Origin of the sequence: Corynebacterium sp. KPL1814, from assembly GCF_000478175.1 — a bacterium.
Taxonomy (GTDB): Bacteria; Actinomycetota; Actinomycetes; order Mycobacteriales; family Mycobacteriaceae; genus Corynebacterium.
The window spans coordinates 1-25,997 of the sequence record NZ_KI515776.1 but is presented as its reverse complement, the minus strand read 5'-3'; the positions used below and the strand labels follow the sequence as shown (position 1 = coordinate 25,997).

General features: G+C 59.5%; 27 protein-coding genes. 16 read left to right on the top strand and 11 right to left on the bottom strand.

The features are described 5' to 3' along the window. Nucleotide 1: 1 nt before the first annotated feature. Nucleotides 2-637 carry an ABC transporter ATP-binding protein gene (locus tag HMPREF1257_RS06245; protein ID WP_023024511.1) on the top strand — a complete coding sequence of 212 codons (636 nt, stop codon included), beginning with the start codon at nucleotides 2-4 and terminating at the stop codon, nucleotides 635-637. On the opposite strand, the gene HMPREF1257_RS06240 is transcribed toward HMPREF1257_RS06245, so the two are convergent. Next, nucleotides 624-2,216 (bottom strand): bifunctional ADP-dependent NAD(P)H-hydrate dehydratase/NAD(P)H-hydrate epimerase, encoded by a 1,593-nt coding sequence (locus HMPREF1257_RS06240; protein ID WP_023024509.1) that lies wholly within the window; start codon nucleotides 2,214-2,216, stop codon nucleotides 624-626. The two genes, HMPREF1257_RS06245 and HMPREF1257_RS06240, sit on opposite strands and share 14 nt — an antisense overlap. Before the next feature lie 17 nt (nucleotides 2,217-2,233). Next, nucleotides 2,234-3,049 carry an Fpg/Nei family DNA glycosylase gene (locus HMPREF1257_RS06235; protein WP_023024507.1) on the bottom strand — a complete coding sequence of 272 codons (816 nt, stop codon included), beginning with the start codon at nucleotides 3,047-3,049 and terminating at the stop codon, nucleotides 2,234-2,236. 118 nt (nucleotides 3,050-3,167) lie between these two features. Between HMPREF1257_RS06235 and HMPREF1257_RS06230 the strand changes: the two genes are divergently transcribed. Next, the gene (locus HMPREF1257_RS06230) at nucleotides 3,168-4,664 is read left to right on the top strand and encodes a DUF1846 domain-containing protein (protein WP_023024505.1); all 1,497 of its coding nucleotides are present in this window, start codon (nucleotides 3,168-3,170) and stop codon (nucleotides 4,662-4,664) included. Nucleotides 4,665-4,706: 42 nt separating this feature from the next. Beyond that, nucleotides 4,707-5,633 carry a rhodanese-related sulfurtransferase gene (locus HMPREF1257_RS06225; RefSeq protein ID WP_034659474.1) on the top strand — a complete coding sequence of 309 codons (927 nt, stop codon included), beginning with the start codon at nucleotides 4,707-4,709 and terminating at the stop codon, nucleotides 5,631-5,633. Between the two features lie 21 nt (nucleotides 5,634-5,654). On the opposite strand, the gene HMPREF1257_RS06220 is transcribed toward HMPREF1257_RS06225, so the two are convergent. From HMPREF1257_RS06220 to HMPREF1257_RS06205, 4 genes are all read right to left on the bottom strand, one after another. After that, entirely contained in the window at nucleotides 5,655-6,125 is a 471-nt protein-coding gene (locus HMPREF1257_RS06220) for a hypothetical protein (protein WP_023024501.1), read from the bottom strand. A 10-nt stretch (nucleotides 6,126-6,135) separates the two neighbouring features. Next, the gene (locus HMPREF1257_RS06215) at nucleotides 6,136-7,107 is read right to left on the bottom strand and encodes a universal stress protein (protein ID WP_023024499.1); all 972 of its coding nucleotides are present in this window, start codon (nucleotides 7,105-7,107) and stop codon (nucleotides 6,136-6,138) included. A 94-nt stretch (nucleotides 7,108-7,201) separates the two neighbouring features. Further along, nucleotides 7,202-7,696 carry a MarR family winged helix-turn-helix transcriptional regulator gene (locus HMPREF1257_RS06210; protein ID WP_023024497.1) on the bottom strand — a complete coding sequence of 165 codons (495 nt, stop codon included), beginning with the start codon at nucleotides 7,694-7,696 and terminating at the stop codon, nucleotides 7,202-7,204. 54 nt (nucleotides 7,697-7,750) lie between these two features. Then, nucleotides 7,751-8,839, bottom strand: a complete 1,089-nt coding sequence (locus HMPREF1257_RS06205; RefSeq protein ID WP_023024495.1) for an inositol-3-phosphate synthase — start codon at nucleotides 8,837-8,839, stop codon at nucleotides 7,751-7,753. Nucleotides 8,840-8,955: 116 nt separating this feature from the next. Here HMPREF1257_RS06205 and HMPREF1257_RS06200 point away from each other — a divergent pair, with 116 nt between their 5' ends. The 8 genes from HMPREF1257_RS06200 (at nucleotide 8,956) to dnaB (ending at nucleotide 16,685) form a co-directional block, all read left to right on the top strand. Continuing rightward, nucleotides 8,956-9,330, top strand: coding sequence for a DUF5318 family protein (locus tag HMPREF1257_RS06200; protein ID WP_023024493.1), 375 nt, complete (start codon nucleotides 8,956-8,958; stop codon nucleotides 9,328-9,330). 75 nt (nucleotides 9,331-9,405) lie between these two features. Next, entirely contained in the window at nucleotides 9,406-11,682 is a 2,277-nt protein-coding gene (locus HMPREF1257_RS06195; protein WP_023024491.1) for a transglycosylase domain-containing protein, read from the top strand. 16 nt (nucleotides 11,683-11,698) lie between these two features. Beyond that, on the top strand, nucleotides 11,699-13,090 hold the full coding sequence (locus HMPREF1257_RS06190; protein WP_023024489.1) for a glycosyltransferase family 87 protein: 1,392 nt from the start codon (nucleotides 11,699-11,701) through the stop codon (nucleotides 13,088-13,090). After that, a complete protein-coding gene (locus tag HMPREF1257_RS06185; RefSeq protein ID WP_023024487.1) occupies nucleotides 13,087-13,275 on the top strand; it encodes a hypothetical protein in 189 nt (62 codons plus the stop codon). The genes HMPREF1257_RS06190 and HMPREF1257_RS06185 overlap by 4 nt, the downstream gene beginning before the upstream one ends. A gap of 122 nt (nucleotides 13,276-13,397) precedes the next feature. Next, a complete protein-coding gene (gene rpsF / locus HMPREF1257_RS06180; protein WP_023016353.1) occupies nucleotides 13,398-13,688 on the top strand; it encodes a 30S ribosomal protein S6 in 291 nt (96 codons plus the stop codon). 49 nt (nucleotides 13,689-13,737) lie between these two features. After that, nucleotides 13,738-14,289: a single-stranded DNA-binding protein gene (locus tag HMPREF1257_RS06175; RefSeq protein ID WP_005275799.1), complete on the top strand. Its 552-nt coding sequence runs from the start codon at nucleotides 13,738-13,740 to the stop codon at nucleotides 14,287-14,289. 48 nt (nucleotides 14,290-14,337) lie between these two features. Continuing rightward, entirely contained in the window at nucleotides 14,338-14,790 is a 453-nt protein-coding gene (gene rplI, locus HMPREF1257_RS06170; RefSeq protein ID WP_023024485.1) for a 50S ribosomal protein L9, read from the top strand. A 461-nt stretch (nucleotides 14,791-15,251) separates the two neighbouring features. Continuing rightward, nucleotides 15,252-16,685 carry a replicative DNA helicase gene (gene dnaB / locus HMPREF1257_RS06165; protein ID WP_023031208.1) on the top strand — a complete coding sequence of 478 codons (1,434 nt, stop codon included), beginning with the start codon at nucleotides 15,252-15,254 and terminating at the stop codon, nucleotides 16,683-16,685. 5 nt (nucleotides 16,686-16,690) lie between these two features. Here the strand turns inward: dnaB and HMPREF1257_RS06160 are convergent, their stop codons facing one another. From HMPREF1257_RS06160 to HMPREF1257_RS06145, 4 genes are read right to left on the bottom strand one after another with little or no spacing between them, the layout of a single operon-like run. Further along, a complete protein-coding gene (locus HMPREF1257_RS06160; protein ID WP_023024481.1) occupies nucleotides 16,691-17,155 on the bottom strand; it encodes a VanZ family protein in 465 nt (154 codons plus the stop codon). A gap of 28 nt (nucleotides 17,156-17,183) precedes the next feature. Beyond that, nucleotides 17,184-18,485, bottom strand: coding sequence for an MFS transporter (locus tag HMPREF1257_RS06155; protein ID WP_023024479.1), 1,302 nt, complete (start codon nucleotides 18,483-18,485; stop codon nucleotides 17,184-17,186). A gap of 3 nt (nucleotides 18,486-18,488) precedes the next feature. Continuing rightward, a complete protein-coding gene (locus HMPREF1257_RS06150; protein ID WP_023024477.1) occupies nucleotides 18,489-20,684 on the bottom strand; it encodes a cation-translocating P-type ATPase in 2,196 nt (731 codons plus the stop codon). Between the two features lie 9 nt (nucleotides 20,685-20,693). Next, entirely contained in the window at nucleotides 20,694-20,894 is a 201-nt protein-coding gene (locus HMPREF1257_RS06145; RefSeq protein ID WP_023024475.1) for a heavy-metal-associated domain-containing protein, read from the bottom strand. A gap of 119 nt (nucleotides 20,895-21,013) precedes the next feature. Here HMPREF1257_RS06145 and trxA point away from each other — a divergent pair, with 119 nt between their 5' ends. Continuing rightward, nucleotides 21,014-21,385 carry a thioredoxin gene (gene trxA, locus HMPREF1257_RS06140; protein WP_023024472.1) on the top strand — a complete coding sequence of 124 codons (372 nt, stop codon included), beginning with the start codon at nucleotides 21,014-21,016 and terminating at the stop codon, nucleotides 21,383-21,385. Between the two features lie 91 nt (nucleotides 21,386-21,476). Further along, on the top strand, nucleotides 21,477-22,214 hold the full coding sequence (locus HMPREF1257_RS06135) for a PspA/IM30 family protein (RefSeq protein ID WP_023024470.1): 738 nt from the start codon (nucleotides 21,477-21,479) through the stop codon (nucleotides 22,212-22,214). On the opposite strand, the gene HMPREF1257_RS06130 is transcribed toward HMPREF1257_RS06135, so the two are convergent. Continuing rightward, complete coding sequence (locus tag HMPREF1257_RS06130; protein WP_023024468.1) at nucleotides 22,211-23,386, bottom strand: NYN domain-containing protein; 1,176 nt, start codon at nucleotides 23,384-23,386, stop codon at nucleotides 22,211-22,213. The genes HMPREF1257_RS06135 and HMPREF1257_RS06130 overlap by 4 nt on opposite strands. Before the next feature lie 208 nt (nucleotides 23,387-23,594). Between HMPREF1257_RS06130 and HMPREF1257_RS06125 the strand changes: the two genes are divergently transcribed. From HMPREF1257_RS06125 to HMPREF1257_RS06115, 3 genes are read left to right on the top strand one after another with little or no spacing between them, the layout of a single operon-like run. Next, entirely contained in the window at nucleotides 23,595-23,969 is a 375-nt protein-coding gene (locus HMPREF1257_RS06125) for a GntR family transcriptional regulator (RefSeq protein ID WP_034653268.1), read from the top strand. Further along, on the top strand, nucleotides 23,966-24,769 hold the full coding sequence (locus HMPREF1257_RS06120) for an ATP-binding cassette domain-containing protein (protein ID WP_023024465.1): 804 nt from the start codon (nucleotides 23,966-23,968) through the stop codon (nucleotides 24,767-24,769). The genes HMPREF1257_RS06125 and HMPREF1257_RS06120 overlap by 4 nt, the downstream gene beginning before the upstream one ends. Next, the gene (locus HMPREF1257_RS06115) at nucleotides 24,766-25,746 is read left to right on the top strand and encodes a hypothetical protein (RefSeq protein WP_023024463.1); all 981 of its coding nucleotides are present in this window, start codon (nucleotides 24,766-24,768) and stop codon (nucleotides 25,744-25,746) included. The genes HMPREF1257_RS06120 and HMPREF1257_RS06115 overlap by 4 nt, the downstream gene beginning before the upstream one ends. Nucleotides 25,747-25,997: the final 251 nt, after the last annotated feature.

The following is a 25,997-nucleotide window of genomic DNA, read 5'->3' as shown; positions in this document are numbered from 1 at the left end:
AATGTCCACCATCCTTGATATTCGCAACGCCACCGTCACCTTCCAGGACGGCACGACGACGACCACCGCGCTTGATAATGCCACCTTTAGCGCCGACTCCGATACCCTCACCGCCATCGTGGGCGAGTCCGGTTCCGGTAAGTCCACGCTGCTCTCCGTGGGCGCCGGACTCATCACGCCGGACTCCGGCACCGTCGAGGTCAATGGCACGAACTCCATCATCTTCCAGCAGTCCAACCTGTTGTCCTCGCTCAAGGTGCGCGATCAGCTGCTCATCATGGACCACATGGCCGGGCGCAAGCTGCGCAAGGATCGCGCCGATGAGCTGCTAGAATTCGTTGGTCTCAAGGGCATGGGCAATCGCCGCATCGGTCAGCTTTCCGGCGGTCAGGGTCAGCGCGTCAATATCGCGCGCGCCTTGATGGATGAGCCGAACCTGCTGCTTGCCGATGAACCCACCTCCGCCCTCGACTCCCACCTTTCCCAGGAAATCATCCGCCTGCTGCGCGATATTACCCAGGAGATGCACACCGCCACCGTGCTGGTCACCCACGATCGCTCCTTGCTCACCTTCGCCGACCACGTGGTCGAGGTCAAAGACGGCCGCGTGAGCAAGCAGGACGTTAACGGTGCATAACTAGCAGGCGGGCGATGGACTGGGGCATCGCCGCGGCGATCTGGGAAGCGGAACAAATGCCAAAACCATCGGGGGTATGCGCCGCAATGGCAGCCGCGTGTTGATGTAGGGCGGCGGCGTGGAGGATCTCCATAATGATGTACTCGGCATCGGCCTTCGCGTGGTCTACCTGCGCAATGGTGGCGCCGAGGATGCCCGATAATACGTCGCCGGATCCTGCGGTGGCCGCATAAGAGTGACCGGCATTCATCCCGTAGATGGCCTGGCCGGGCGCGGTCACCGTGGTGATGCGGCCCTTGTGCAGGATAAAACAGTCCAAGTCCTCGGCCAGCTCGCGCTGGCGCGGGCCCACGCCCTCGCTGAGATCGAGCTCGCGGCCGAAGGTGGCCTCGTAGAGGCGGCGGAACTCGCCGGCGTGCGGGGTAAGAATGATACGCGGGTGGGAGCGGACGCGATCGCGCAGCTCAGCGCTCTGGGCGAGCAGCGTCAGGGCATCAGCATCCAGGATGGTGGGCAGCTCGCGATCTAAGACGGCGCGGAGCTCGATGGCCGCTGCCTCATCGGTGCCGCGGCCAGGGCCAACCACCCACGCCTGGGCATGCACCTTGTCCTCGGCGCTCGGGTGGGGAACCACCTCGGGCAAGTGGGGGACCACGGCATCGTTATCTATCACCCGCACCATGGACGGCGTCGCGCGCACCGCGCCGGTAGCCGCTAGGATGCCCGCGCCGGGATAGGCGTTGCTGCCAGCGCAAATGGCGGTGACCCCGCCGGTGTATTTCGTGCTCGAAGCGTGGGGAGTGGGGTCCACGATGGGCCCTGTGCAGCCCACGGGCTTGGGGGCGGTGACGTGGCCCAAGTGGGCATCGGCAAGCACGGGCTCCGCGGGCCACTGGAAGGGGAGATCGATGGTGGGCTCGTTGGCGATATAGCCCGCTGGCTCCGCCGAGGCCGTTAGTTCCTCCGCAAAGGACCGCGGCCCGTTGGGTAGATGCAGATCGCACAGGACCACCGTGCCGCATTCCGGGGCGAAGATGTGGCCGGCGCGCGCCCAACCGAAGCTCACGGTAATCGTTGCCTCGACGGCATTCTCCGCGGCCACGCCCGTATCGGCATTGATGCCAGAGGGGATATCCACCGAAAGCACCGGGATATCGTGCTGCTTGGCCGCGCGGTACGCGGCAAGGCCTGCACCGCTGAGGCCGCGGGTGGAGTTGAGGCCAGCGACGGTATCAATAAGCAGACCTGTGGCCTCCGCGCGCGGTTGCTCAGTAATGGTTCCTCCGGCGGCCTTAAAGGCCTGCAACGCTGGGTCGTGCGCGGAACCGGCGACGAGGATTGCTTCGACGCCATAGCCCTCCTCGGCGAGGAAAGCGCCTGCATAAAGGCCATCGCCGCCATTGCCGCCAGGCCCGGCCAGGATGGAGATGCGGCGAGGCGCTGGGCCTGTCAGCATGGATTTCGCCGTGGCGGCAATGCCCCGCGCGGCCAGGCGCATGAGCTCATCATCGTGGCTCTGCTGTGCGAGGAGCGCGGACTCGGCGGAACGAACGGCGGATACACTATAGGCAGGTCGCATGCCCGCCACTATAGGCCTTAAGCAGCGGATTGGCAGGTGGGGCACCAGAAGAGGTTTCTGCCCTCCATTACCTGCTCTGCAATCGGCGTGCCGCAGACGTAGCAGGGCAGGCCCGCGCGCCGGTAGACGTAGACTTCGCCGCCGTGATCATCCTTGCGCGGGTCGCGGCCCATGGCCTCGGGGGAGTGCTCGGCCCGCACGGTATCGATGCGGCCGTGCTCCACGCCGTAGTTCATGAGCTCTACCAGGTCTTTCCAGATGGCGAAGAATGTTTCACGGGAAACATCCTTACTAGGAGTGAAAGGGGAGAGGCCGGCGCGAAAGAGGGCCTCCGCGCGGTAGATATTGCCCACACCGGCATACAGGTGCTGGTCCATCATGAGGGAGCCTATGCTGCGGCGGGATTTGTGCACCTTGGCCCACAGGGCTTCGGGGTCGGCATCGGCGCGGAGCGGATCCTGTCCTACCTTGGTCAGCCGGGCCTGGTAGTCCTCCTCCGTGAGCAGCAGGCAAAATTGGGGCCCGCGCAGCTGTGCGGCCTGCGTCCCATTGTCTATGCGTATGCGGATCTGACCGCGGGTTTCCTCACGCGGTTCGAAGCTCAGCTTGCCGATGAGTCCCAGATGAATATAGAGGATATGCGCCGGGTCCGCGGCGGTGAAGTGCACGAAGAGGTGCTTGCCAAAGGCCTCTGCGTGGTCGATTTCTGTACCGTCCAGAATGGCCGCCTCGGTGGCGAAGCGGCCTTGCGGGCTGGTCACGCTGAGTGGCGTCCCGCGATAGTCCGCGTTGAGTGTGAGGGCTAGGCGGTGGATCACGTGACCTTCAGGCATAGCTTCAGTGTAGTGAAATAGTTGGTCGACCCCAACTAGGGCGCGTGGCGCCGGGGAATGAAAAAGAGTAAACTCGAAGCGCGGATTGATTTTATTTCTATTGAAGGGTCGATAAATCATGACGCATGAAATCGGTTTTGACCGTGAAAAATACATAGAGCTGCAGTCAAAGCACATCCAGGCCCGCCGCGAAGAAATCGGCGGAAAGCTCTATCTGGAAATGGGCGGCAAGCTTTTCGATGATATGCACGCCTCCCGCGTGCTGCCGGGCTTTACCCCGGATAACAAGATCGCCATGCTGGAGCGCATCAAAGAGGAAATTGAAATCCTCCCGTGCATCAACGCCAAAGACATTGCCCGCCACAAGGTACGCGCTGATTTAGACATCCTGTATGAAGATGACCTCTTGCGCTTGGTGGACGTATTCCGCAGCCGCGGCTTCTTGGTTGAAAACATCGTCATGACCCAGGTGGAAGACGGAAATGCGCAGGCAGAAGCGTTCATCGAAAAGCTCGAGCGCCTCGGCCTCAAGGTAGCCCGCCACCGCGTTATCCCTGGCTATCCCACGAATACGGACCTCATTGTGTCTGAGGATGGCCTTGGCAAGAACGAGTTCGCGGAAACCTCCCGGGACTTGGTGGTTGTCACCGCCCCAGGCCCTGGTTCCGGCAAGCTCGCCACCGCACTATCGCAGGTCTACCACGAGCACCAGCGCGGTAATAACGCTGGTTACGCCAAGTTTGAGACCTTCCCCATCTGGAACCTGCCCCTCGAGCACCCGGTCAACCTCGCTTACGAGGCCGCCACCGTGGACTTGAACGATTCCAATATTATTGACCACTTCCACTTGAGCGCCCACGGCGAATCCACGGTGAACTACAACCGCGACGTTGAGGCCTTCCCGCTGCTGCGGACCCTGCTGGAAAAGCTCACCGGCACCACGCCGTACGAATCGCCCACGGACATGGGCGTGAATATGGCCGGCTACTGCATTACCGATGATGCGGTCTGCCGCGCCGCCGCCCAACAGGAAATCATCCGCCGCTACTTCAAGGCCAAGGTGGAAGAAGCCCGCGCCGGGCTGGGCGATGAGCAGTCTGAGCGCGCCGCCGTCGTCATGGCGAAGGCCGGCATCAAAGCCGATGACCGCCCTGTGGTTGGCCCGGCCCGCAAGCGCGCGGAGGAAACCGATGGACCCGCCTCCGCGATGCAGCTTCACGATGGCACCATCATCACCGGCCGCACCTCGCCGCTGCTGGGCTGCTCCGCGGCGATGCTGCTCAATGCCCTTAAGTACTTGGCCGGCATCGATGACGATACCCACCTGCTTTCGCCGGAATCGATAGAGCCAATCCAAACGCTGAAGACGAAGCACCTGGGCTCTTCCAACCCCCGCCTGCACACCGATGAGGTGCTCATCGCGCTATCCGTATCCGCCGCGAAGGACGAGGATGCCCGCAAGGCGCTGGAACAGATCAAGGAACTCGCCGGCTGCGACGTCCACACCACCACCATCCTGGGCTCGGTGGATGAGGGAATCTTCCGTAACCTCGGCGTGCTCGTGACCTCGGATCCGGTCTTCGCCCGCAAGAAGGCGCTCTACCAAAAGCGCTAAGGAATTGGGGATCTTGCCGGTAGCGCGCCTAAGATTATGGGCGTGACTATCGGCAAAGTTCTCCTGTATTACTGCTTTACCCCCATCGAGGATCCCACCGCCGTCATGCTATGGCAGCGCACCCTGTGCGAGTCCCTGGGCTTGAAGGGGCGCATCCTCATTTCGGAACACGGCATCAATGGCACCGTCGGCGGCGACATGGATGCCTGCAAGCGCTACGTGCGCCAAACCCGTGAGTACCCGGGCTTTAAGCGCATGCAGTTCAAGTGGTCCGATGGCGGAGCCGAGGATTTCCCGCGCCTATCGGTCAAGGTGCGCGATGAAATCGTGGCCTTTGGCGCGCCGGGCGAGCTGAAGGTGGATGAAAACGGCGTCGTGGGCGGCGGCACGCACCTGAAGCCGGAAGAGGTCAACAAGCTGGTAGAAGAGCGCGGAGATGACGTCGTCTTCTTCGATGGCCGCAATGCCATGGAAGCCGAGATTGGCAAGTTCAAAAATGCCGTCGTGCCGGATGTGCGCACCACCCATGACTTCATCGAGGAACTGGAATCCGGCAAATATGACTGGATGAAGGACAAGCCGGTCGTCTCCTATTGCACCGGCGGCATCCGGTGCGAGATCCTTTCCTCTCTAATGAAGAACCGCGGCTTCAACGAGATCTACCAAATCGACGGCGGCATCGTGCGCTACGGCGAGAAGTACGGCAATGATGGGCTGTGGGAAGGCTCCATGTACGTCTTTGACAAGCGCATGCACCAGGAATTTGGCCAAGGACTAGAGGATCCGGGCTTTATCCAATTGGGCCACTGCGTGCACTGTGGCAAGGGAACTAATACCTTTCACAACTGCATTAATGAAGACACGTGCCGCCAGCAGGTGCTCATCTGTGATGACTGCATCCAAAATGTGGAAACCCAGCATTGCGGGAGGCCGGATTGTGAGGAAGTGGCCCTTCGCCTTGCCAGCTAGCTTGGACAGCTAGGTGTGGGGTTAGCGCACCAATAGCAGCTGAATATCGCTAATAGCCCAGATCATGAAGTTGAAGGCCACCACCCAAAAGATCGCCATCCAGCTGCGCCAGCGAAGGTAGCGGCGCAGCTTGCGCACCATAATGATCGCGCAGCCAATCATGCCCAGCAGTGGGATGATCATGGTGGAAATGGCAAAGAAGATTCGGTGACCTTCGGTGCACAGCCAGCTTGCGGTGCCATCCTCGCACAGTGGGCCGCCGCTAAGGCGCGAAAAGAGCGCGACGCCGAAGCCGTACAGCGCGGAGATGACCAGCACGGACACCATGTACCAGATGGCTTGGCGGGTAGAGCGCCGGTTGGCGGCGGCTACCTCGACGGGATCGGGCTCGTCTGCCAAATCATCGAAGCTTTGCGGCTCAGGCCGGCGCAGGTTGGCATAATCGGCGTCGGTCGTCAGGTCGTTTTCGGGGTGCTCTGGGCGCGAGCTCATACATTAAAGCCTAGTCGGTCGCGGGGTGAATGAGTACCGGTACGCGAATATGAGGGAGTAACTCGGTTGCGGTAGAGCCCAAAAAGACCCGCGCGATGGGCCCTTGAGGGGCAGAGGCCATCAACATTAGATCGCCCTTTTTCCACTTGAGTGAATCAACCGCACCGGACCACCCGGCCCCAGAGCCGATCTCGGAGGAGACCTCGAGCTCGGGGAAGAAATCTTGGATGTGGTCGCGAGCCCGGTCGAGCATTGCCAACGAATCCTCGTGCCACTCCGCAGTGAGCTTGAGCGCAATATCGCTTTTATCCTTCGACGGGGAATTCAGCAGTTCATTCGCTGAGAAAGCCAAGATGCGCAGGGGCAAATCCCAGCGATCTGCCAGCGCGGCTGCGCCTAATAATTCCCTATCCGCACGGTCACCGCGCTCCGTAATGACAAAATTAAAGCGGGTCACGCCGTGTTTCGATAACTTGGCCTTGCGCGGGATAAGCCCTAAGGATTGCGGCGAGTAGTGCAGGAGGGTATCCGCAGTTGAGCCGGGGAAAAAGCGGCCCTTGGGCGCGGCCTGGTTGGGGCCTAGCAGGATGATATCGGCCTGAAAATCCTGGGCCATCTCAGTAAGGAGCTGGGGGCGAGAGGGGCCATCGACAAGCACGGAGGGCGTATCATCCCAGTACTTTTCCGGGATACCTGCCTCCGTCAGGGCTGCGGCGGTGGCAGAAGCGCACGCCTGCTTCTGTTCTTTAAACCACTTCTTGTATTTCCCGCCCAGCTTGGACAAAGACGTCGTGGTCCAAGGCTGGAAAACCGTGGAAATAACGCGCACCTCAATCACCGCGGTGCGCGATAGCCAGGCGGCGAAGTCGAGGGGTTCCGTACCGGAAGAGGAAGGACTCCAAGAAATGAGGATGCGCAACGGCTCTTCGGCCGAGCCCTTGTGCAGGGTCGGCAGCAGCGGTTGTTTAGATTTTTTGCCCATAGAATGAATATGTATGCGAAAGCTTAATGAGTACTAAGGCTCATTATCGTCTGTTGTGGCCGCAAAACTAAAATTGCATGCGGCCGCAAGCCTGCTACTCGCTATCCATGGTGGGGCGGTATACATCCGCAAGCTTGGAAATGACCGCACCCATCTCGCGCGCGGTGGCCAAGTCCTCGGGCTCGAGCCACCGCATAATCTCTGCAAGGGCCGCGGCGCGTTGCCCGGAAACTATGGACAATTCGGACTCGCCCAGCTGGGTGAGCGCGACCAGCACGCCGCGGCGATCTTCCTCATCGCGGTGGCGTTCCACGAACCCACGGCGCTCTAGTTGGTAGAGCGCGTTGGATGCGGTGGGCATGCGGATAAGCTCCGCCTGGGCAATGGTGGATACGCGGGAAGGCCCGCGCAAGCGCAACTGGTTCATGATGGAGACCTGCGAGGTAGTCAGCGATGAACCCTCTGCGGTGCGCTGGAAAATAAGAATTAACTTATTGAGCGCCGGTTGGATGTCCCGCGCTACCTCTACCGCGTCCTCGTAGTCGGACGGGGACTTCGTTGGGGCCGTCTCATCATGGTGTTGCGTCATAAAACTAAATTCTATCGTGCCCTACCGTCTGGCGGTAGTATCGCGACGAAAAAATTAGCTTCCCTTAATAAAATCTTCCAGCTCATTGCGCGCGAAATCGTCGCCCTTCTGCACTGGAGGGGACTTCATCAGGTAGGAGGAAGCGGAAAGTACCGGTCCGGCAACCTTGCGGTCCAAGGCGATCTTGGCGGCACGGACGGCATCGATAATGATGCCGGCGGAGTTAGGGGAGTCCCAGACCTCGAGCTTGTACTCCAGGTTCAGCGGGACCTCGCCGAATGCAGAACCCTCCAAGCGGACATAGGCCCACTTGCGGTCATCCAGCCACTCCACGTAGTCCGACGGGCCGATGTGGACGTTGCGGTCTGCGCGCTTGCCAGCGATAGGGGAGTTGTGCACGTTGGAGGTCACGGACTGGGTCTTGGAAATCTTCTTAGACTCAAGCCGCTCGCGCTCCAGCATGTTCTTGAAGTCCATGTTGCCGCCCACGTTGAGCTGCATCGTGCGGTCCAGGCGCACGCCGCGGTCTTCAAAAAGCTTTGCCAAAACGCGGTGGGTAATGGTGGCGCCAACCTGGGACTTGATGTCATCGCCCACGATGGGTAGGCCGGCGTCCTCAAACTTCTTAGCCCACTCTGGGTCAGAAGCGATGAAGACCGGCAGGGCGTTCACAAATGCGCAACCGGCGTCGATGGCGGCTTGGGCGTAGAACTTATCCGCTTCTTCGGAACCAACCGGCAGGTAGGAAACAACAACCTCGGCGCCGGCCTCGCGGAGGGCAGCTGCGACATCGGCAGGAGCTTCGTCCGATTCCGTGATGGATTCCTGGTAGTAGCGCCCCAGGCCATCCATGGTGGGGCCGCGCTGAACGGTGACCCCGAGGTCTGGAACGTCTGCGATGGTGATGGTGCAGTTGCGGGAGCTGCGGGTAGCCTCCGCAAGATCCTTGCCCACCTTGTCCCCATCGACGTCGAAGGCCGCGACGAACTCAATATCGCCGACGTGGTAAGGCCCGAACTGGGTGTGCATCAGGCCAGGAATATTTTCCTCTGCTGCGGCGTTGCGATAAAACTCCACGCCCTGAATAAGGGACGTGGCGCAATTGCCGACGCCGACGATGGCGACCTTTACTTTGTCAGACACACTATGCTCCTTTATAAATTCGTTGCTGTGTGGTGCCTGCGCAACGTTAGGCCAGAAATTATGCCTGGTGGTAGCACGACGGCATATGGATCGATCAAGAAGAGGAAATTAAGATAATGCGGGTGAATTCCGTTGCCTTTAAGCACGAGCTTTCCCACGAATGGGAGCGCACCCAACACGTCCGCGAATACCGCGCCGGGCACTTGGGGCGCGATGAGGTGTGTGACGCGGACTTCCTCCTCCGGGCCGCCGCCGAGCACCACGGGCGCACCATGGATAAGCCTTGCCCGGTCTGCGGGGAGAACCTGCGCCTAACCCGGTGGGTGTACGGCGAGAGCCTGGGTCGGCGCGCCGGGAGCGCCCGCAGCGAGAAAGAAATAGCGGAATTTGTCGGCGAAGGCCTGGAATTTACCGTGCACGAGGTGGAGGTCTGCCGGCACTGCCGCTGGAATCATTTGTTGCGTTCTGCAACGGCTTTTAACGCGTGTTAGTTTTCGACGCACCGCCTTAGGCAGTAAGCTGCAATTATTTAGATTGTTACCAGGGATGAATGAGGACACGAATCAGTGACCGAGAAGGAATCTACTGGCGAGTCCACTAAGGTGGACCGCCGTAAAGAAGGCGAAGAACCCAAAAAGCGCCGCATCTGGCCGTGGGTCGTTGTGGCTCTCCTAGTGGTTTTTGTGGCACTGCCTGCAGGCCTTTTTGCGTATGCCTATTCGCAATACACCGTTCCGGAGCCCAAAGAGCTGGCCAATAACCAGGTCTCAACCATCTATGCCTCCGATAACGACACCCAGCTGGCGCGCTTGGTGCCGCCGGAAGGCAACCGCACGCACGTGACCTTGGATGAGGTACCCGACTTTGTGCAGGACTCCGTGCTCGCCGCCGAGGACCGCGACTTCTGGGATAACTCTGGCTTTTCCTTCACCGGTTTGGGCCGCGCGGTACTGGGTAAGGTCACCGGCAATGACACCGCCGGTGGTGGTTCCACGATTACCCAGCAGTACGTGAAAAACACCCTGGTGGGCAACGAATACTCCTACGTGCGCAAGGCGCGCGAGCTCATTTATTCCATCAAGATGACCAACGAGTGGGAAAAAGAGGACATCCTTAACGCCTACCTGAATACGGTCTACTTCGGCCGCAATGCCTATGGCATCCAGGCTGCATCCAATGCCTACTTTGATAAGGACGCCAAGGACCTCACTCCAGAGGAAGGTGCTATGCTCGCCGGCCTTATCCAGTCGCCGTCTGGTCTGGACCCGCGCGTGAACCAGGAAGGTTCCGAAAACCGGTGGAACTACGTGCTTGATGGCCTCGTGGACATGGGCGATCTCAGCAAGGAAGAGCGCGATGGGATGGTCTTCCCGGAGACGCGCGACCCCTCTGAGTATTCGGCATATACGGAAGCCCCGGGCGCTAATGGTCACATTAAGGACCAGGTCATCCGCGAGCTTGAAGAGGTGGGAATTTCGGAAAACCAGGTCTCTACCGGTGGCCTGCGCATTACCACCACCATCGATATGAACGTGCAAAACAATACAGTGCAGGCAGTCGATGACCAGTTGGCGCCGCTGCAAGAGGATGCGCGCGCGGCCTCTGTAACCATTGACCCGAAGACGGGTGCGGTGCGCGGTTACTTCGGCGGGCATGATTCCAACGGTTGGGACTACGCCAACGCCCCGCTGCAGACCGGCTCGACCTTCAAGATCATGGCGCTTGCCGCTGCACTGCAGCAGGGCATTAGCTTGGATACCAACTACTCCTCGGCGCCGTACCAGCTGCCGGGTTCCGATCTGGTCACCAACGTAGGCGGCGGCTGCGGCGTGTGCGACCTGCGCGAGGCCACCAAGCAGTCCCTGAACACTTCCTACTTGCGTCTGCAGAGCGATCTGAAAAACGGTACCCAAGACACCGCGGATATGGCCCACGCTTTGGGCGTTGCCCGCTCGCTTCCGGGTATCGAAGAGACGCTGACTGAAAAGGGCAAGCAGCCTTTCGAAGGCGTGGTCTTGGGCCAGTACCAGTCCCGTCCGCTGGACATGGCAACCGCGATGTCCACCCTTGCGAACCAGGGTGTCTGGCACAACCCGCACTTTGTGCAGCGCGTAGAAAATGCCGCCGGGGAAGTTCTGTATGAGCACCCAGACGATGAGGGCGAGCGCCGCGTTTCTTCCAATGTGGCCAATAACGTTCTCGAGGCCATGGGTCCGGTGGCGGCATGGTCCAACGGCTCTCTGGCGGGCGGACGCGCTTCGGCATCCAAGACCGGTACGACCCAGCTGGGTGATTCGGGAACTAACAAGGATGCGTGGATGGTAGGTGCTACCCCGCAGCTTGCCACCTCCGTGTGGGTCGGTACGGCGGATAACACCTCGGCTATCTTCGACCAGTATGGCGGCATCATGTACGGTGCTGGCGCACCGACGAAGATCTGGAAGTCCGTGTTGGATAACTCCTTGGCGGACCAGGAATTCCAGCAATTCCCCTCGGCTTACCCCGTCCGCTTCGGCACGGTTTCTGCCGGCGGTGGCGCTCCGGCCTATAACCCAGGCGGTGGCGCCGGCGGGCAAAGTACCCAGAACTACACTGGTCCAGCGCAAAATGGCGCCCCTGAAGAAGAGGCCAGCCCAGCTCCTGCGGAAAGCCCGGATGCGGGTCGCGATGCCCCGTCGCAGCAGCCGGAGACCCAAGGCGGCAATAACGGAAACGGCGGCAATAGGGGAAACGAGGGCAATAGGGGAAATGGCGGCGGCAATAACGAGCCAGCCCCACCCGAAGCTCCGTCTTTAGATGACATCCTTGACCGCGAAGGCGGTCTGGCTGACCTCTTAGGCTAAGCAAGGAGCGGTACGCGTGAGCCAAGACCAGCGCTTGTCCGCCGCAGACGAACCGATGGCGCGAGGCGTCATCGAGTTCCTGGGCGGGCCGAGGGGACGCTTTGCCCGGGGTAGCCGCGCGCAATGGTGGACCCCACTGCGCGCATTGATCGCGGTGGCCTGGGTTTTCTTAGCCGGCGGGTTCTTATCCAAGGCGAATTGCGCTGGTGGGACCCGCGGCGAAGGCGGCACCATTAACCTGGATTGGTCCGCTAACCGGCAGTACACCTCTTTTTGCTATAACGACATCGTCCCGCTTTATGAAGGCCGCGGTTTAGATCAACCGGGCTTTCCCTACGCCTTTTCCTGGCAGGAAGATGGCCTGACCCGCTACATGGAATACCCGGTATTGGCGGGCATGTTCCAAGGCCTGATGGGCTGGATTGCGCGCCATACCTATGGGCTCGTGGAATGGGCCGGGGTGCCCGCCGCTGGCTGGTACTTTGGGCTCACCGCCATGGTCATAGCCTGCATCTGGGTCGGCGTCATCTACATGGTCTACCTTTTGGTGGGAAATCGCACGTGGGACACCATCCTGGTAGCTGCCAGCCCGCTTATTATCGTCCACGCCTTTAGCAATTGGGATATACCAGCCATCGCCTTTGCCGTCGGCGCGCTACTGGCCATTAGCCGCCACCGCCCTTGGCTCGCCGGCATCCTCATCGGGCTTGGAACCGCATTCAAATTATGGCCGGTATTCCTGCTTGGCGCGTTTTTCGTCCTTGCTTGGCGCAATCGCCGCTGGGACGCTTTTACCAAGGTGACCGTCGCATCGGCCGCTGCCTGGCTCGTGGTCAACCTTCCCGTCGCCCTGAAATACCCATCCGCCTGGGCGGAATTTTTCCGCCTGAACCAGGAGCGCGGCGCGGAATGGACCACCTTCTATGCCCTGATTAGCCGGAATTTGGGCATTTCTTTCAGCCAGAATTTTTTGAATACCTTCTCCCTCGTGGCATTCCTCCTCTTGTGCGCCGGTATTGCCTTAGCCGGTTGGCGCAGCCCGCTTACCCCGCGGGTGGCAGAGTTGGTATTCCTCATCATTGCGGCCTTCCTGCTGGTCAATAAGGTATGGTCCCCGCAGTATTCGCTCTGGCTGGTGGTCCCGGCGGCCTTGGCCGTGCCGCGTTGGCGGTTGGTTTTGGGCTGGGCGCTTGCCGATGCCCTCGTATGGCCCCTGCTTATGTGGCACATGCTGGGCATTGATAATAAGGGCATTCCACACGAGCTTTTGGATGTGGCGATCCTCGTGCGCGATGGATTCATCATCGCGATGGCGGTGATTGTGCTGCGGCAAATGTGGAATAAGACAGAAGATAAAGTGCGTGCGGCGCATCAGGGCCGCGACCCAGTGGCGGGAGTATTTCAATGATTGTGACCTTAATTGGCATGGCGTCGATCTTGTTAGGCTTTATCTGCGTCATGGCGGCCTTTTGGCTGTTTCATAACAGGGACGATAAGCGCGGGCCCATCTTCTTGGGCATTCTCGCCATTGTTTTTCTCACCCTCATTCCCGCGACGTGTGCTATCTTTTTTGCCTCCACCACGACGGGATAGATTTCTTTTCGCCGGTCATCTGCGGTACTGTGGTGGGGTTGCTTGACGCAACGTACCCTCCTGCTGCATCCGCAAAGGTGATGCAGCCGAAAACGACTAGACCATAGGAGGTGATGAGGTCCGTGCGTCACTACGAAGTCATGATCATTCTGGATCCTAATCAGGATGAGCGCACCGTAACCCCGTCCCTAGATAAGTACCTCGACATCGTCCGCAAGGACGGCGGCAAGGTTGAGAACCTCGATGTATGGGGCAAGCGTCGCCTTGCATACCCCATCGAGAAGAAGGAAGAGGGCATTTACGCCGTCGTTAACCTGGAGTGCGAGCACCCTTCGGTTTCCGAGCTCGACCGCCGCCTGAACCTGAACGACACCATCCTGCGTACCAAGGTTCTGCGCACCGACAGCAAGTAGCGGATACTGGGATCAGACACAATCCACGTAACCGATAAGGAGTAAAGACATGGCACAGGGAGATACCAACATTACGGTGGTGGGCAACATAGTTGCTGACCCCGAGCTTCGCTTCACCCCAGCGGGTGCGGCGGTAGCTAACTTCCGCGTCGCCTCCACGCCTCGTCGCTACAATTCGCAGACGAACCAGTGGGAAGACGGCGAAGCTATGTTCCTGACCTGCAACGTATGGCGCCAGGCGGCGGAGAATGTCGCCGAGACCCTGAGCAAGGGCATGCGCATCATCGTTACCGGCCGCTTGAAGCAGCGTTCCTTCCAGACCCGCGAGGGTGAAAACCGCACTGTATTTGAGATCGACGTCGATGAGGTCGGTCCGTCGCTGCGCTACGCCACCGCACAGGTAAACCGCAATCCCCGTGAGGGCGGCGGCAACTATGGCGGGGGCCAGCAGCAGCGCTCGAATAACAATAATCAGGGCGGCTTTGGAGGCCAGCAACAACAGCAGTCGCAGCAGCAGAACCAGGCTCCTGCAGAGGATCCGTGGAACTCCGCACCGCCAGCTGGCGGCTTCGGAGGCGCTGATTCTGAACCCCCGTTCTAAGTCTGTCACCCGCAACTATTCAACTAACTCAATTGAAAGGCAGGGATCATGAAGCTGATCCTCACCGCTGCCGTTGAGAACCTCGGCGCCGCTGGCGAAATTGTTGAGGTTAAGGACGGCTACGGACGTAACTACCTGCTTCCCCGCGGCTTGGCCATCGTGGCTTCCCGCGGCGCTGAGAAGCAGATTGAGGGCATCAAGCGCGCCCAGGAAGCTCGCGAAATTCGCGACCTGGACCACGCACGCGAGGTCCGCAACCAGCTTGAGCAGCTGACGAACGTTGAGGTCAAGGTTAAGACCTCCACTTCCGGCAAGCTCTTCGGTTCCGTTACCGCGGAAGACATTGTCAAGGCCGTCTCCAAGGCCGGTGGCCCTAACTTGGATAAGCGTATCGTTGATATGCCCAAGGGCCTGGTCAAGAAGACCGGCAACTACCAGGTCGAGCTGAAGCTGCACGCTGACGTGCTCGGCAAGGTGAACTTCTCGGTCGTCGCTGCTTAAGCAGCGCTCGACGGTCCACAGACCCAAAGACAACAGCACGGCTTAAGGCCCCACGAATTCTCTATGTGAGGTGGAGAATTCCTGGGGCCTTTTGCCTACCCAACTGGCCTGTGGATAACTGTGAAAATCTGTGGATGAATGTGGAATTCAGGGTTCGCGGGTACTAAGATTTTTGCCGGACTTAAGCGCTGGTCATGCCTCATTTTCGGTCACGTTGTGGGAATTTTCACACTTGTAAATAACCCCTCTGACCAGCCGTTATTATCTTTGCAGGTCAGGAAGGTGACGAGTTATCCACAGTCGTGACCTCGGTAAAAGAAATGCAGCGATCGGCCTACCTGGTAATTCCACAAGTCCCTGTGGATAAGTGCCGGAGTTATGCCCAGGCAGGTAGTGTCCGGGGGCTCGTCTACACTTGGACAGCGTTACGCAAGGTCGCTTCACGGACACAAAGGGGACATATGACCAACGCGAGCTTTGATGATGAACAGCTTCCGCCGGAACCACCGGCGCCGGATAATGCGGTAGCGCGCCGGCCGCGGTATCAACAGGACCAACCGCAGCGCTACGAGGAGTATCGCCAACCGCCGTCGGACCGGGAAGCAGAGCAGGGCGTATTGGGCGCTATGCTGCTTAGCCCCAATACGGTCATGGAGGTTATTGAAGAGCTCGAACCCGATGACTTCTATTATCCGGCCCATGCCTTAATTTATGGCGCAATGCTGGACCTTTACGCGGCGGGCCGAGACATTGACCCGCTTATCCTTTCCTCTCGGTTGGATAGGTTCAATAACCTTGAGCGCGTTGGTGGAGCGCCCTATTTGCACACGCTTTTGGCTACGGTTCCTACCGCTGCCAACGCCCGCTATTATGCGGAAATCGTGGCGGAAAAGGCCGTCCTGCGCCGGCTCGTGGATGCCGGTACGCGCGTGGTCCAACTGGGCTTTTCGGGCACGGAGGATGCCGAGATCGAATCGGTGATCGACCGGGCCCAGCAGGAAGTCTTTGCCATCGCCCAGCGCAAAACCGCCGAGGACTACCGCGTGCTGGGGGATCTGATTGACCCGTCCATTGATGAGTTGGCGGCGCTGCAGCAGGCCGGCGGCGTTGAATTGGGTGTGCCGACAGGATTTATTGATCTGGATAAGCTCACCAACGGTTTGCACGCAGGCCAGATGATCATCGTGGCGGCGCGACCCGGTGTGGGTAAGTCCACGCTGGCGATGGACTTCATTCGATCGTGCTCGCTGCAGCACGGCAAGTCCTCCGTCATCTTTTCCTTGGAAATGTCCGCCTCAGAGATCGTCATGCGCCTGCTCTCTGCGGAATCCGAGGTCAAGCTTACCGATATGCGCAGTGGTGGGGTGTCCACGGAAGACTGGGCGAAGATCGATGACACGCTTAACCGCATCCAAGATGCGCCGCTATTCATTGATGATTCTCCGAACCTGACGATGATGGAGATTCGCTCCAAGGCACGTCGGCTCAAGCAGCAGCATGGCCTCGACCTCATTGTTTTGGACTATCTGCAGCTGATGTCCTCGGGCAAAAAGGTGGAGTCACGCCAGCAAGAGGTCTCGGAGTTCTCGCGTCAGCTCAAGCTCTTGGCCAAGGAGCTTGAGGTGCCGGTGATTGCGATTTCGCAGCTGAACCGTGGACCTGAAGCCCGAAACGATAAGAAGCCGCAATTGGCTGACCTGCGTGAGTCCGGTTCCTTGGAGCAGGACGCCGATATGGTGATGCTGCTGTACCGCCCAGACTCGCAGGACCGCGATAACGAGCGCGCCGGTGAAGCGGATATTATCTTGGCTAAGCACCGCGGCGGGCCCATTGATACGGTGCAGGTGGCCCACCAGTTGCACTACTCCAAGTTCGTCAACATGGCGCACGGATAAGAGGTTTAAAGGTCCACGACGGCGGCGGGGTCTCCTAATCGGGGACCCAGAATTACCAGCACGATAAAGACCGCCGCAGCGGCCAGAGAGAGCCACCGCCAAACCGGGAAGAAGCGTTGGCCGCACCAGTAGGCGATCGCTGCACCGATGAGCGCGCCGAGGGTATTAAACAGCAGATCGTCGATATCCGTGCGGCCTAGCGCGAAGGTATATTGGGCCGTCTCCAGGGTTAAACTCAGCGCGAAACCCCAGGCCGTGGATACTTTCACGGAACGGCATAGCGTAAATACTAGGAGTCCGAAGGGGATGAAGAAGGCGGTATTACCGGCGTACTCAAAAAGCGGGGCGAACCAACTATTGCCAGAGAATTCATCGAGGGGAACTAAATGGAGCTCGCGGACGCGTTGATTTTCGGGCTTCCACAGGTAACCGATCTGGAAGAAGGCCTTCAGGGTGGTCAGTGCCACCATGACGCCGATCCAGGCGCTAAGGGCTAATTTATCGAGCAAGGGCCTCGCCTTTCAGCTCAGGCAAAGTAAATGCCGCAACGGCGGCGTTGGCGAATGCGGCCGCAAAGAGCACGAAAAGGAATCCAGCGCCGGTCGCCGCGATCAATGGCGGCACAATAAGCGGTGCCACGATGGAGGCGATGCGGCCAAAACCCGCCGCGGCGCCCGTCCCGCGCCCGCGCAGCGCGGTGGGGTAGAGCTCGGGACCAATGGCATACAGGGCACCCCAGGCACCGAGGTTGAAGAAGGACAACAGGCACCCGGCGATGATGATGAATACCTCGGAGCTTGCGGTTCCATAGAGCCCGGCGGATACGGCGGAGCCGACCAAGAATACGGCGAGGGTAATCCGCCGGCCCCAGACCTCAATGAGCCAGGCGGCGGTGGCATAGCCCGGCAGCTGTGCCAGGGTAATGATGAGGGTGAAGCTGAAGGATTTTACGAGCGAGAAGCCATCGGCAACCAGCAGGGACGGGATCCAGATGAAGGCGCCGTAATAGGAGAAATTGACGCAAAACCAAATGGTCCACAGCGCCGCCGTGCGGCGGCGCAGGCTCGGCCCCCAAATGGAGGTCTCGGTGGAGGCGGTGGGTTCCGGGTGGGCATCGTCAAGCGGCTGGCCCGCGGCGGCCTCCTCGAAGGACACCACGATCTCTTCGGCCTCGTCGTGGCGGCCCTTGGATTCGAGGAAGCGCACCGATTCCGGTAAGCCCAGGCGCACGTAGATCGAATAGGCGGCGGGGATGAGCCCCACGGCAAAGCCCCAACGCCAGCCGTTCTCGCCGGCACCAACGATGAAGGTGCCGATGAGCGCGGCGAGGATCCAGCCGAGCGCCCAGAAGGCCTCAAGGAGGACCACCATGCGCCCGCGGATGCGGCGCGGCGAGAATTCGGAGATGAGCGTGGAGGCAACCGGCAGCTCCGCGCCCAAGCCGAGCCCGACGATGAAGCGGAAGACAATAAGTATGGCCAGCCCGCTGGCCAGGGCGGAGGCACCGGTGGCCAGGCCATAGACCATGAGGGTGAGGGAGAAGACGTGGCGGCGGCCGTATTTATCCGCAAGGAGCCCGCCAAATGCGGCGCCCAGTGCCATGCCGAGGAAGCCAGCGGAGGCGAGCCAGGAGGTTTGGGTGCTGCTCAAATCCCAATGCACGGCCAAGGCGGCCATGATGAAGGAAATGAGCCCCACATCCATAGCATCGAGCGCCCACCCTAGGCCAGAGCCCAGGAGTAGGCGCTTGTGTTTGCTGGTGACCGGGAGCCGGTCTAATCGTTCATTGCGGCTGAGCATGCGCTAATCATAGCGCTGGCTAGAAAATTTCCGGAGACGCAGGGAATTGGAGACGACGAATACGGAGCTAAATGCCATTGCAAGGCCGGCAAATAGCGGGTTGAGCAGGCCAAAGGCCGCCACGGGGATGAGAATAATATTGTAGGCAAAGGCCCAGAACAGGTTGCCCTTAATGATCTGCAGCGTGCGGCGGGATAGGCGAATGGCATCGGCTGCGGACCGCAGGTCCCCATTCATCAGGGTGATATCGGAGGCCTCGATGGCAACGTCGGTACCGGCGCCCATCGCCAAGCCAAGGTCAGCTTGGGCAAGAGCCGCGGCATCGTTGACGCCGTCACCAACCATGGCCACATTGTGCCCCTCGGACTGCAGCTTCTTGATGACGTCGACCTTTTCCTCCGGAACCACGCCGGCCGTGACCTCGGTGATGCCAACTTCCTCTGCCACGCGCTTGGCCGCGCCCTCGTTATCGCCGGTCAGCAGGTGCGGGGTTAGGCCCAGCTGCTTCATCTGCTCTACAGCCTCAGCGGAGGTGGGCTTGACGGTGTCGCGAACCTCAATGAGCCCAGCGAGCTCATCGTCGAGGTACACCGCCACCGGGGTAGCACCCGCGGCCTCTGCCTCGCGGAAGGCCTCAGCGTACTGGCCTAGGTCTCCACGCGGCTTGCCGACGCCCACGCGCACCCCATCCACCGTTGCTTCCACGCCAGCGGTGCTGGTGGAAAAATCGGTACCGGGCTCAACGTCGCGCTCACGGGCAATGGCTTGGGCGATGGGGTGCTCGGAGTTCCGTTCGACGGCGGCGGCGTACTCGAGGACATCGCCATGCACGGCCGTAACGGACATTTCCCCGGCGGTAACCGTGCCGGTCTTATCCATCACGATGGTATCGACCTGCTTGGTGGATTCAAGGATCTCCGGGCCCTTAATGAGCAGGCCCAGCTGGGCACCGCGGCCGGTGCCGACCAAGATGGCGGTCGGGGTAGCAAGGCCCAGCGCGCAAGGGCAGGCGATGATCAGCACGGAGACAGCGGCGATAAACGCCGGCGCCACGCCGCCAAAAATGAGGTGTACCAGCAGAGTGAGGACGGAAATTCCGATCACCACCGGGACGAAGACCTGCGCGATGCGGTCCACTAGGCGCTGCACGGGCGCCTTGGATGCCTGTGCGTTGGTAACCAAGGTGGCCATTTGGGAAAGGACCGTGTCCTCGCCCACCTGGGTGGCCTTGACCTCCAACTTGCCGGAAGCGTTAATGGTGGCGCCGGTAACGGTATCGCCCACGCCCACTTCTTCCGGGACGGATTCACCGGTGATCATGGAGGCATCCACGGCAGAATTGCCGGAGACGACCTCACCGTCGGTGGCAATCTTTTCGCCTGGCCGCACGACGAAGACATCGCCCACCTGCAATTGAGAGATGGGGATGCGCGATTCCTTGCCATCGCGCAGCACGGAGGCTTCCTTCGCGCCCATGGATAAAAGGGTGTGCAGCGCCTCAGAAGACTGCCCCTTGGCCTTGACCTCGAACCAGCGGCCGAGGAGCAGGAAGGTAATGACCATTCCCACAGATTCAAAGTAGATATGGTCCATCTCGGCGGAGCTGGAGGACCACGACATGCTCATGGTCATACCGGGCTCGCCGGCGTTGCCAAAGAAGAGTGCGTACAGGGACCATAGGTAGGCGGCCGAGGTACCCATGGAAATCAAGGTATCCATGGTGAACGAGCCGTGCTTCAGGTTGGTCCACGTCGCGGAGTGGAAGGGGGCGCCACCAAAGATGAAGACGATGGTGGCCAGCATGGCGCAGGCCCACTGCCAGTTCTGGAACTGCAGGGCAGGCACCATGGAGACGAACATGATGGGCGCAGACAATACCGCGGAGATGATGGTGCGCCGCAGCAGGCTCTGCTGTTCTGCAGCGCGGGCATCATCAACCGGCGTGCCTTCTGCGTCTGCGTCCCCGCCCTGGTCGGCGTCATCACTGCCAGACATATCGAAGGCGCTGTATCCTGCACCTTCCACGACTTTGATCAGATCCGCGGCCGTGGACGTTTCTGGATCGAACTCAATAGAGGCGGATTCGGTGGCAAAGTTAACGCTCGCCTCCACGCCGTCTACCTTGTTGAGCTTGCGTTCTACCCGGGAAGAGCAGGACGTGCAGGTCATGCCCGAGACCCCGAGATCAACGTGTGACATAGTATTCGCCTACTTAAGGGTGTATCCGGCTTCGGCTACGGCAGCTGCTACTTGTTCATCGGTGAAATCGCTACCGGAGACAGACACGGCGCCAGTGGTGTGGTCCGCAGAAACTTCCTCAACACCGGCGATTTCGCCTACCTCTTCGCGGATGGACATTTCGCAGTGTCCGCAGCTCATTCCTTCTACGGTGTAGTTCTTCGTTGCCATGATAATCATCCTTTCTCGATTGCTTATGCTTCTATGTTATACCCCCTAGGGGTATCTGGCAAGGAAGAAATTTAGGTACGGTGGGGAATAAACCACAACGTAAAGGAGTTACAACGAGTATGGCTACTATCGACGTCACTGAAGAGAACTTTGAACAGACCGTAACCGGCGAAGGCATTACGCTTGTCGATGCCTGGGCGGACTGGTGCGGCCCATGTAAGCGCTTTGCCCCTGTCTACGAGAAGGCTTCCGAGGAGCACACCGATGCTACCTTTGCCAAGCTGGACACCGAGGCAAACCAGGGCCTTGCTTCCGCGCTGCAGATTCAGTCCATTCCTACCCTGATGATCTTCCGTGATGGGATCCTCGTATTCCGCGAGGCCGGCGCACTGCCGCCCGCAGCGTTGGAGGATCTGCTCAAGCAGGTTAAGGACCTTGATATGGCAGACGTTCGCCGCCAGGTTGAAGAGCAGAACGCACAGCAGGCATAGAATCTGAATTTTCAGAGCTTCCACGGCGCTTTCTGGTGAGTATCGCTAAACTCGCTAGAAAGCGTCTTTTTTATGACCAAAGGAGATAGTGATGGCTAACCCCTTCAGCAAGGGCTGGAAGTACGTGATGAGTTCTCTCGATCAAAAGATTGATGAGAACGCCGATCCAAAGGTCCAAATCCAGCAGGCGGTCAAGGCCGCCAAGGAACAGCACCAGGAAATCTCGGATCATGCGGCAGAGATTATCGGGCACAAGTCTCAGTTGGAAATGCAGATGAACCGCCTAGTGAAGTCCCAGCAGGATTACCAATCCCAGACCGAGCGCGCCCTGGAGCTCGCGGATTCCGCTGAGGACCCACAGAAGGCGAATGAGTACAACCAAGCTGCTGAGGTAGTGGCCTCCCAGCTCGTCGCGGTGGAGCAGGAATTAGAAGACGTCAAGCAGCAGTACGCGGCTGCGGAGCAGGCGGCTGAACAAGCCAAGAACCAGCAAAAACAATCCGAGGCCCGCCTTAAGGAGCAGCTGGCGCAGGTGAACCAGCTGGAAGCGCAGGCGGATCAGGCTGCAATGCAGGAAAAGAACGCGGAAGCACTCGATTCCATGAACGAGCTCAAGCCCGATGATTCCGTGCCGAGCCTGGATTCCGTCCGCTCCAAGATTGAAAAGCGCTATGCCGATGCCCTTGGCGCACAAGAGTTGCAGCAGGCAACCGGTGGCGACCGCATGAGCGAGATTCAAGCGGCCGGCAACGACATGAAGGCCAGCGCGCGGCTAGATGCGCTGCGCGCCGATATGGCCAAGAAGAAGGAAATCGAATCCGGCGATTAATTCTCGCGGCGGATATTAATTAGCACGCCGCGAATCCCTGAGTGGAACCCATCGCGCAAGTTCACGCGCTGGGTCTCCGTCAGCGTGTATTCATGCAGGGTTTCGCAGGCGAACTGCAGCAGCGGGCGGTCGATTTCCGGTGGTAATCCGCCGCCAGACAGTAAGTGGGCTTGGTCGCGCTGCTCTGAGTTGGCGGCATTATCAAACCACCACGATGCGTACTGCTGGCCCACATCGAATGGGGACTGGAACCCGGCAGAGCTCCAGACCTCTTCTGGCAGCGGGACGTACTTCGAGCGCAGCTTGCGCCGCGGTGCCATCATTGACGGTTTCGGCGCAGGCTTTGGCGTTGCCTGATCGGTAGCCTCGGCCTCTTCGGTAGGGCCCTTCTCCGCTTCTGCAGAGGGCTTTTCCTGATCTTCCGGGGCTGGCGTTGCGGCCTGCTGTGCGCTTTGAGGTGGCGCAGGCTTTGGGGTAGGTGCCGGCGTGGGCTTTTCTGGGGTGCCGAATGCGGTTTCCACCTCGGAGGGCTCCTCGCACTCGTCGCAGTGCTCGGCGCCTGGAAGCTCCTCTTCTGCTCCCTCTGCCTTCTGCGTTGCATCGCGCACCACTGGGGGAAGGGGTCCCTCGAGGACCTGCAGCTCCATGGAATCCGCGAAGTCCTCGCGGGGATCCAAAATGGTGGTGGAATCACACGTATGGCGCAGCGCTGCGGACATGGAATCCCAGCCAAACCCGTACAGGTGTACGCGGATGCCATTGTCTACGGCGGTCTGCGCGCCGGGAATCATGTCCGCGTCGCCGCTGACCAGCACAAAGTCGGTGAACTGGTTCTTCACGGCGGCCATGACCATATCGGCCACGAGCCGGGTGTCCACGCCCTTTTGGGTGCGTCGCTCACCCCATTCGATGAGTTGGCCCGTGCGCAATTGCACGCCCTCGCAGGTGCGAAGGGCGCGTTGGTAGCGGTGCGGACCGGTATCCGGGATTCCGTCGTACCAGTATTGGCGCTGAATCGGGTTGCCTAATTGCTCCTCGATCATCCCGCCCATGGTGCTGACCACCTCAGGCAGATCAATTTCTAGCTGCGCGCGAGCCCCCGTTTCCCAAGAGTTATAAAAGCTCGCCAGCAGGTATGAGGTGTCGACAAAGACAAGTGTGCGTTCAAGCATGGCTCCTAAGTTCCGTTCTAATTGTTCTAAATAAAATTCTTTGTTACCTCCAGTGTGCCTTATTCACCCCGAAACGTCGATCACAATTCGCCAATTCCCAGCATATTGGCCGCAAATGAAAAGTTTTCGGTGACCATTGCGGCATCGGCAAGTGTGTTATATGGTTAGTTACACAACTAACTAAGTAACTAACGAGCCGAAGGTGATGATGGATAACTCCACGCAACCGCTCTTTCGGCAGATTGCGTCTTTGGTGGAAGACACCATTGTGGACGGCACTCTGGCGGAGGGCGATAAGGCACCTTCCACCAATGAGTTGGCGGATTTCCACAACATCAACCCCGCAACCGCGCGAAAGGGGATCACCCTCTTGGTGGACCTAGGGGTGCTGGAAAAGCGGCGGGGCATCGGCATGTTTGTGGCCGAGGGTGCCTCGGGTGCCATTCGTGAGCGCAGGCGGGGCGACTTCGCAGCGGAATATATGGCCCCGCTTGTCGATGAAGCAGTTCGTCTGGGCTACAACCGCGCCCAGCTCCATGACCTTTTCGATCGGGTTGCAGAAAGCAGAGGAATGTACTCATGATTACTACCCGCGATTTCACTTTTTCCGCAGGTCTTACCCATGGCTTGGTCGGCCGCAACGGAATTGGCAAGACGACCTTATTTCGAAAAATCGCCGGCCAAATTCAATCCGGCCGCATCACGGTCTTTGACCGCCAGCCCTTTGATAACCAATCCGTGCTCAACCGGGTAATCCTCATGGGCATCGACAATCCGCTGCCAGATTCGTGGGGTAGCAAGAAGCTCGGCGCCATTGGTCAGGCGCGGTGGCCCAACTGGAATGCGGAGCGCTACGACGACCTCATCGCGCGCTTTGACATCCCCAATAAGGCGTATTCTGCGCTCTCGCGTGGACAGAAATCGGCGTTGGGATTTGTTTTCGCCGTTGCCTCTGGCTGCGAAATAATGCTTTTGGACGAGCCTTATCTGGGCCTCGACCTGCCGCGGCGCGAACTCTTTTACCGGGTCCTCCGGGAAGAGCACGGTCGCACCATCGTGGTATCCACCCATCACCTCAACGAGATAGAGGGCTTGCTGGACACTATTTCCCTCATGGGGGAGCACCCCATCAGCGGTCCAGTGGATGAATTTGTTGATTCCTTCCTGGAAGTCAGCGGGCCCGAAGAGGCGATCTCCGAGGCAATTTCCGCACTGGACCTGCCGGTATTGGAGCGCGCTTCAACCAGCCTGGGAGACCAGGTGCTTGTCGATGCCCGCACTACCTCGCCCGATCCCGTCTTCCGCTATGCCAACGAGCATCACCTCCGGGTAGCAGAGGTGTCACTTGAAAAGGCTGTCCGAGCATTGGAGGAGCAGTCATGAAACTTCTATGGCACACAACGGATTGGGCCTGGGTCACCGTCCTACTCATCATCTCGCTTTATCCGGCACTAGCTGGCGATAAGTGGGGATCTTTCACGTTTCTCCTACCAGTTTTGCCCATCCTCACGTATCAACCCAGTTTTGATAAGTACCAAGTACTAGGCCTGAGCTCACAGATTTGGAATGAACACCGCCGAATTATGCTCACGGTTTTTGCTGTTGTGGCCATGGCAGGAACGGGTGCACGGCAGGGCTGGTGGGCGTTGCCGGTTTATGCGGTGGCTCTGGCATGGGCGCTGTGGAGGAAACCTACCCCAGACAGGACAGGCTATTCGACGACCCCTTTGGGAATTGCATCCAAGCTTGGGCGTTTCCCGCCGACGCTCGACGCGCAGGCTGTATACCGCCGCCAGGTCCGCAGATGGTTCATGGCCGTCGTATTCTTGGCCATCAACGTTGTGCTTTCGCTAATGACCACGCGGTGGGAACCGATGGATTTTATTGCTTTCATTGCTTGGTTCCTCTTCTTCTCTTTCCTCGGCGGAACCATGGGCATGTTGCGCGATACGCTCAGGGATTACGTCACGCTCGGCGGCACGCGCCGCCGCTGGGCGACTATGACCGCAGCGACTGGGCTCATCTTCATCTTTGGTTGCGCCGCCGTGGGCTTAGCCTTATCCCTCGGGGGAACCACGATCGAGGTGGCCGCCGCCATGACCGCCATCGCGGGCGTCACCGTCCCGGGCCTTACGTACCTCGAGTTCCTAGAGAAGAGAACCCTTGGAGTCTTTGTGGCGTACCTTCTCGGCATCGCAGCGTTGGTATGGCTTTTCATCCAAGGCTATTTCTCGGCCGTGATGGGAATGTTTATCAGCCTTGGCATCTACGCCGTATGGGCCGTAACCCTGCCGATATATGCACGCCGCATAAGCAGCCTGTGGGAGAAAGGCCTTGCGGGCTGGTTTGGCATGAAATAAAGGTGGCTAAAAGCGGTTCTGACCTGCGTGTTTGTGAAACTTTAAAGTGGTGTGTAACTTAATACGAGTCAGCGCGACCGACAGCGCCCCACAGAGACAAGAAGTTGTTTCTGGCTGAAGCGGCGATAGGAAAACAGGCCCTGACAAAAAACAACTTTTTACTCGCAACGAGTTCCATGCTTTAGAGCATGTAGCTGTTGTGTGGTGATGATGTCTGAGAACTCAATAGTGTGCCAATGTACTTATTTTTT

What these genes read in the sequence shown, in the direction of transcription:
- HMPREF1257_RS06245 (WP_023024511.1), top strand. Translation starts at nt 2, where the DNA reads ATGTCCACCATCCTTGATATTCGCAACGCCACCGTCACCTTCCAGGAC.
- HMPREF1257_RS06240 (WP_023024509.1), bottom strand. Translation starts at nt 2,216, where the DNA reads ATGCGACCTGCCTATAGTGTATCCGCCGTTCGTTCCGCCGAGTCCGCG.
- HMPREF1257_RS06235 (WP_023024507.1), bottom strand. Translation starts at nt 3,049, where the DNA reads ATGCCTGAAGGTCACGTGATCCACCGCCTAGCCCTCACACTCAACGCG.
- HMPREF1257_RS06230 (WP_023024505.1), top strand. Translation starts at nt 3,168, where the DNA reads ATGACGCATGAAATCGGTTTTGACCGTGAAAAATACATAGAGCTGCAG.
- HMPREF1257_RS06220 (WP_023024501.1), bottom strand. Translation starts at nt 6,125, where the DNA reads ATGAGCTCGCGCCCAGAGCACCCCGAAAACGACCTGACGACCGACGCC.
- HMPREF1257_RS06215 (WP_023024499.1), bottom strand. Translation starts at nt 7,107, where the DNA reads ATGGGCAAAAAATCTAAACAACCGCTGCTGCCGACCCTGCACAAGGGC.
- HMPREF1257_RS06210 (WP_023024497.1), bottom strand. Translation starts at nt 7,696, where the DNA reads ATGACGCAACACCATGATGAGACGGCCCCAACGAAGTCCCCGTCCGAC.
- HMPREF1257_RS06200 (WP_023024493.1), top strand. Translation starts at nt 8,956, where the DNA reads ATGCGGGTGAATTCCGTTGCCTTTAAGCACGAGCTTTCCCACGAATGG.
- HMPREF1257_RS06185 (WP_023024487.1), top strand. Translation starts at nt 13,087, where the DNA reads ATGATTGTGACCTTAATTGGCATGGCGTCGATCTTGTTAGGCTTTATC.
- HMPREF1257_RS06175 (WP_005275799.1), top strand. Translation starts at nt 13,738, where the DNA reads ATGGCACAGGGAGATACCAACATTACGGTGGTGGGCAACATAGTTGCT.
- rplI (WP_023024485.1), top strand. Translation starts at nt 14,338, where the DNA reads ATGAAGCTGATCCTCACCGCTGCCGTTGAGAACCTCGGCGCCGCTGGC.
- dnaB (WP_023031208.1), top strand. Translation starts at nt 15,252, where the DNA reads ATGACCAACGCGAGCTTTGATGATGAACAGCTTCCGCCGGAACCACCG.
- HMPREF1257_RS06160 (WP_023024481.1), bottom strand. Translation starts at nt 17,155, where the DNA reads ATGGTGGCACTGACCACCCTGAAGGCCTTCTTCCAGATCGGTTACCTG.
- HMPREF1257_RS06155 (WP_023024479.1), bottom strand. Translation starts at nt 18,485, where the DNA reads ATGCTCAGCCGCAATGAACGATTAGACCGGCTCCCGGTCACCAGCAAA.
- HMPREF1257_RS06150 (WP_023024477.1), bottom strand. Translation starts at nt 20,684, where the DNA reads ATGTCACACGTTGATCTCGGGGTCTCGGGCATGACCTGCACGTCCTGC.
- HMPREF1257_RS06145 (WP_023024475.1), bottom strand. Translation starts at nt 20,894, where the DNA reads ATGGCAACGAAGAACTACACCGTAGAAGGAATGAGCTGCGGACACTGC.
- trxA (WP_023024472.1), top strand. Translation starts at nt 21,014, where the DNA reads ATGGCTACTATCGACGTCACTGAAGAGAACTTTGAACAGACCGTAACC.
- HMPREF1257_RS06135 (WP_023024470.1), top strand. Translation starts at nt 21,477, where the DNA reads ATGGCTAACCCCTTCAGCAAGGGCTGGAAGTACGTGATGAGTTCTCTC.
- HMPREF1257_RS06130 (WP_023024468.1), bottom strand. Translation starts at nt 23,386, where the DNA reads ATGCTTGAACGCACACTTGTCTTTGTCGACACCTCATACCTGCTGGCG.
- HMPREF1257_RS06125 (WP_034653268.1), top strand. Translation starts at nt 23,595, where the DNA reads ATGGATAACTCCACGCAACCGCTCTTTCGGCAGATTGCGTCTTTGGTG.
- HMPREF1257_RS06120 (WP_023024465.1), top strand. Translation starts at nt 23,966, where the DNA reads ATGATTACTACCCGCGATTTCACTTTTTCCGCAGGTCTTACCCATGGC.
- HMPREF1257_RS06115 (WP_023024463.1), top strand. Translation starts at nt 24,766, where the DNA reads ATGAAACTTCTATGGCACACAACGGATTGGGCCTGGGTCACCGTCCTA.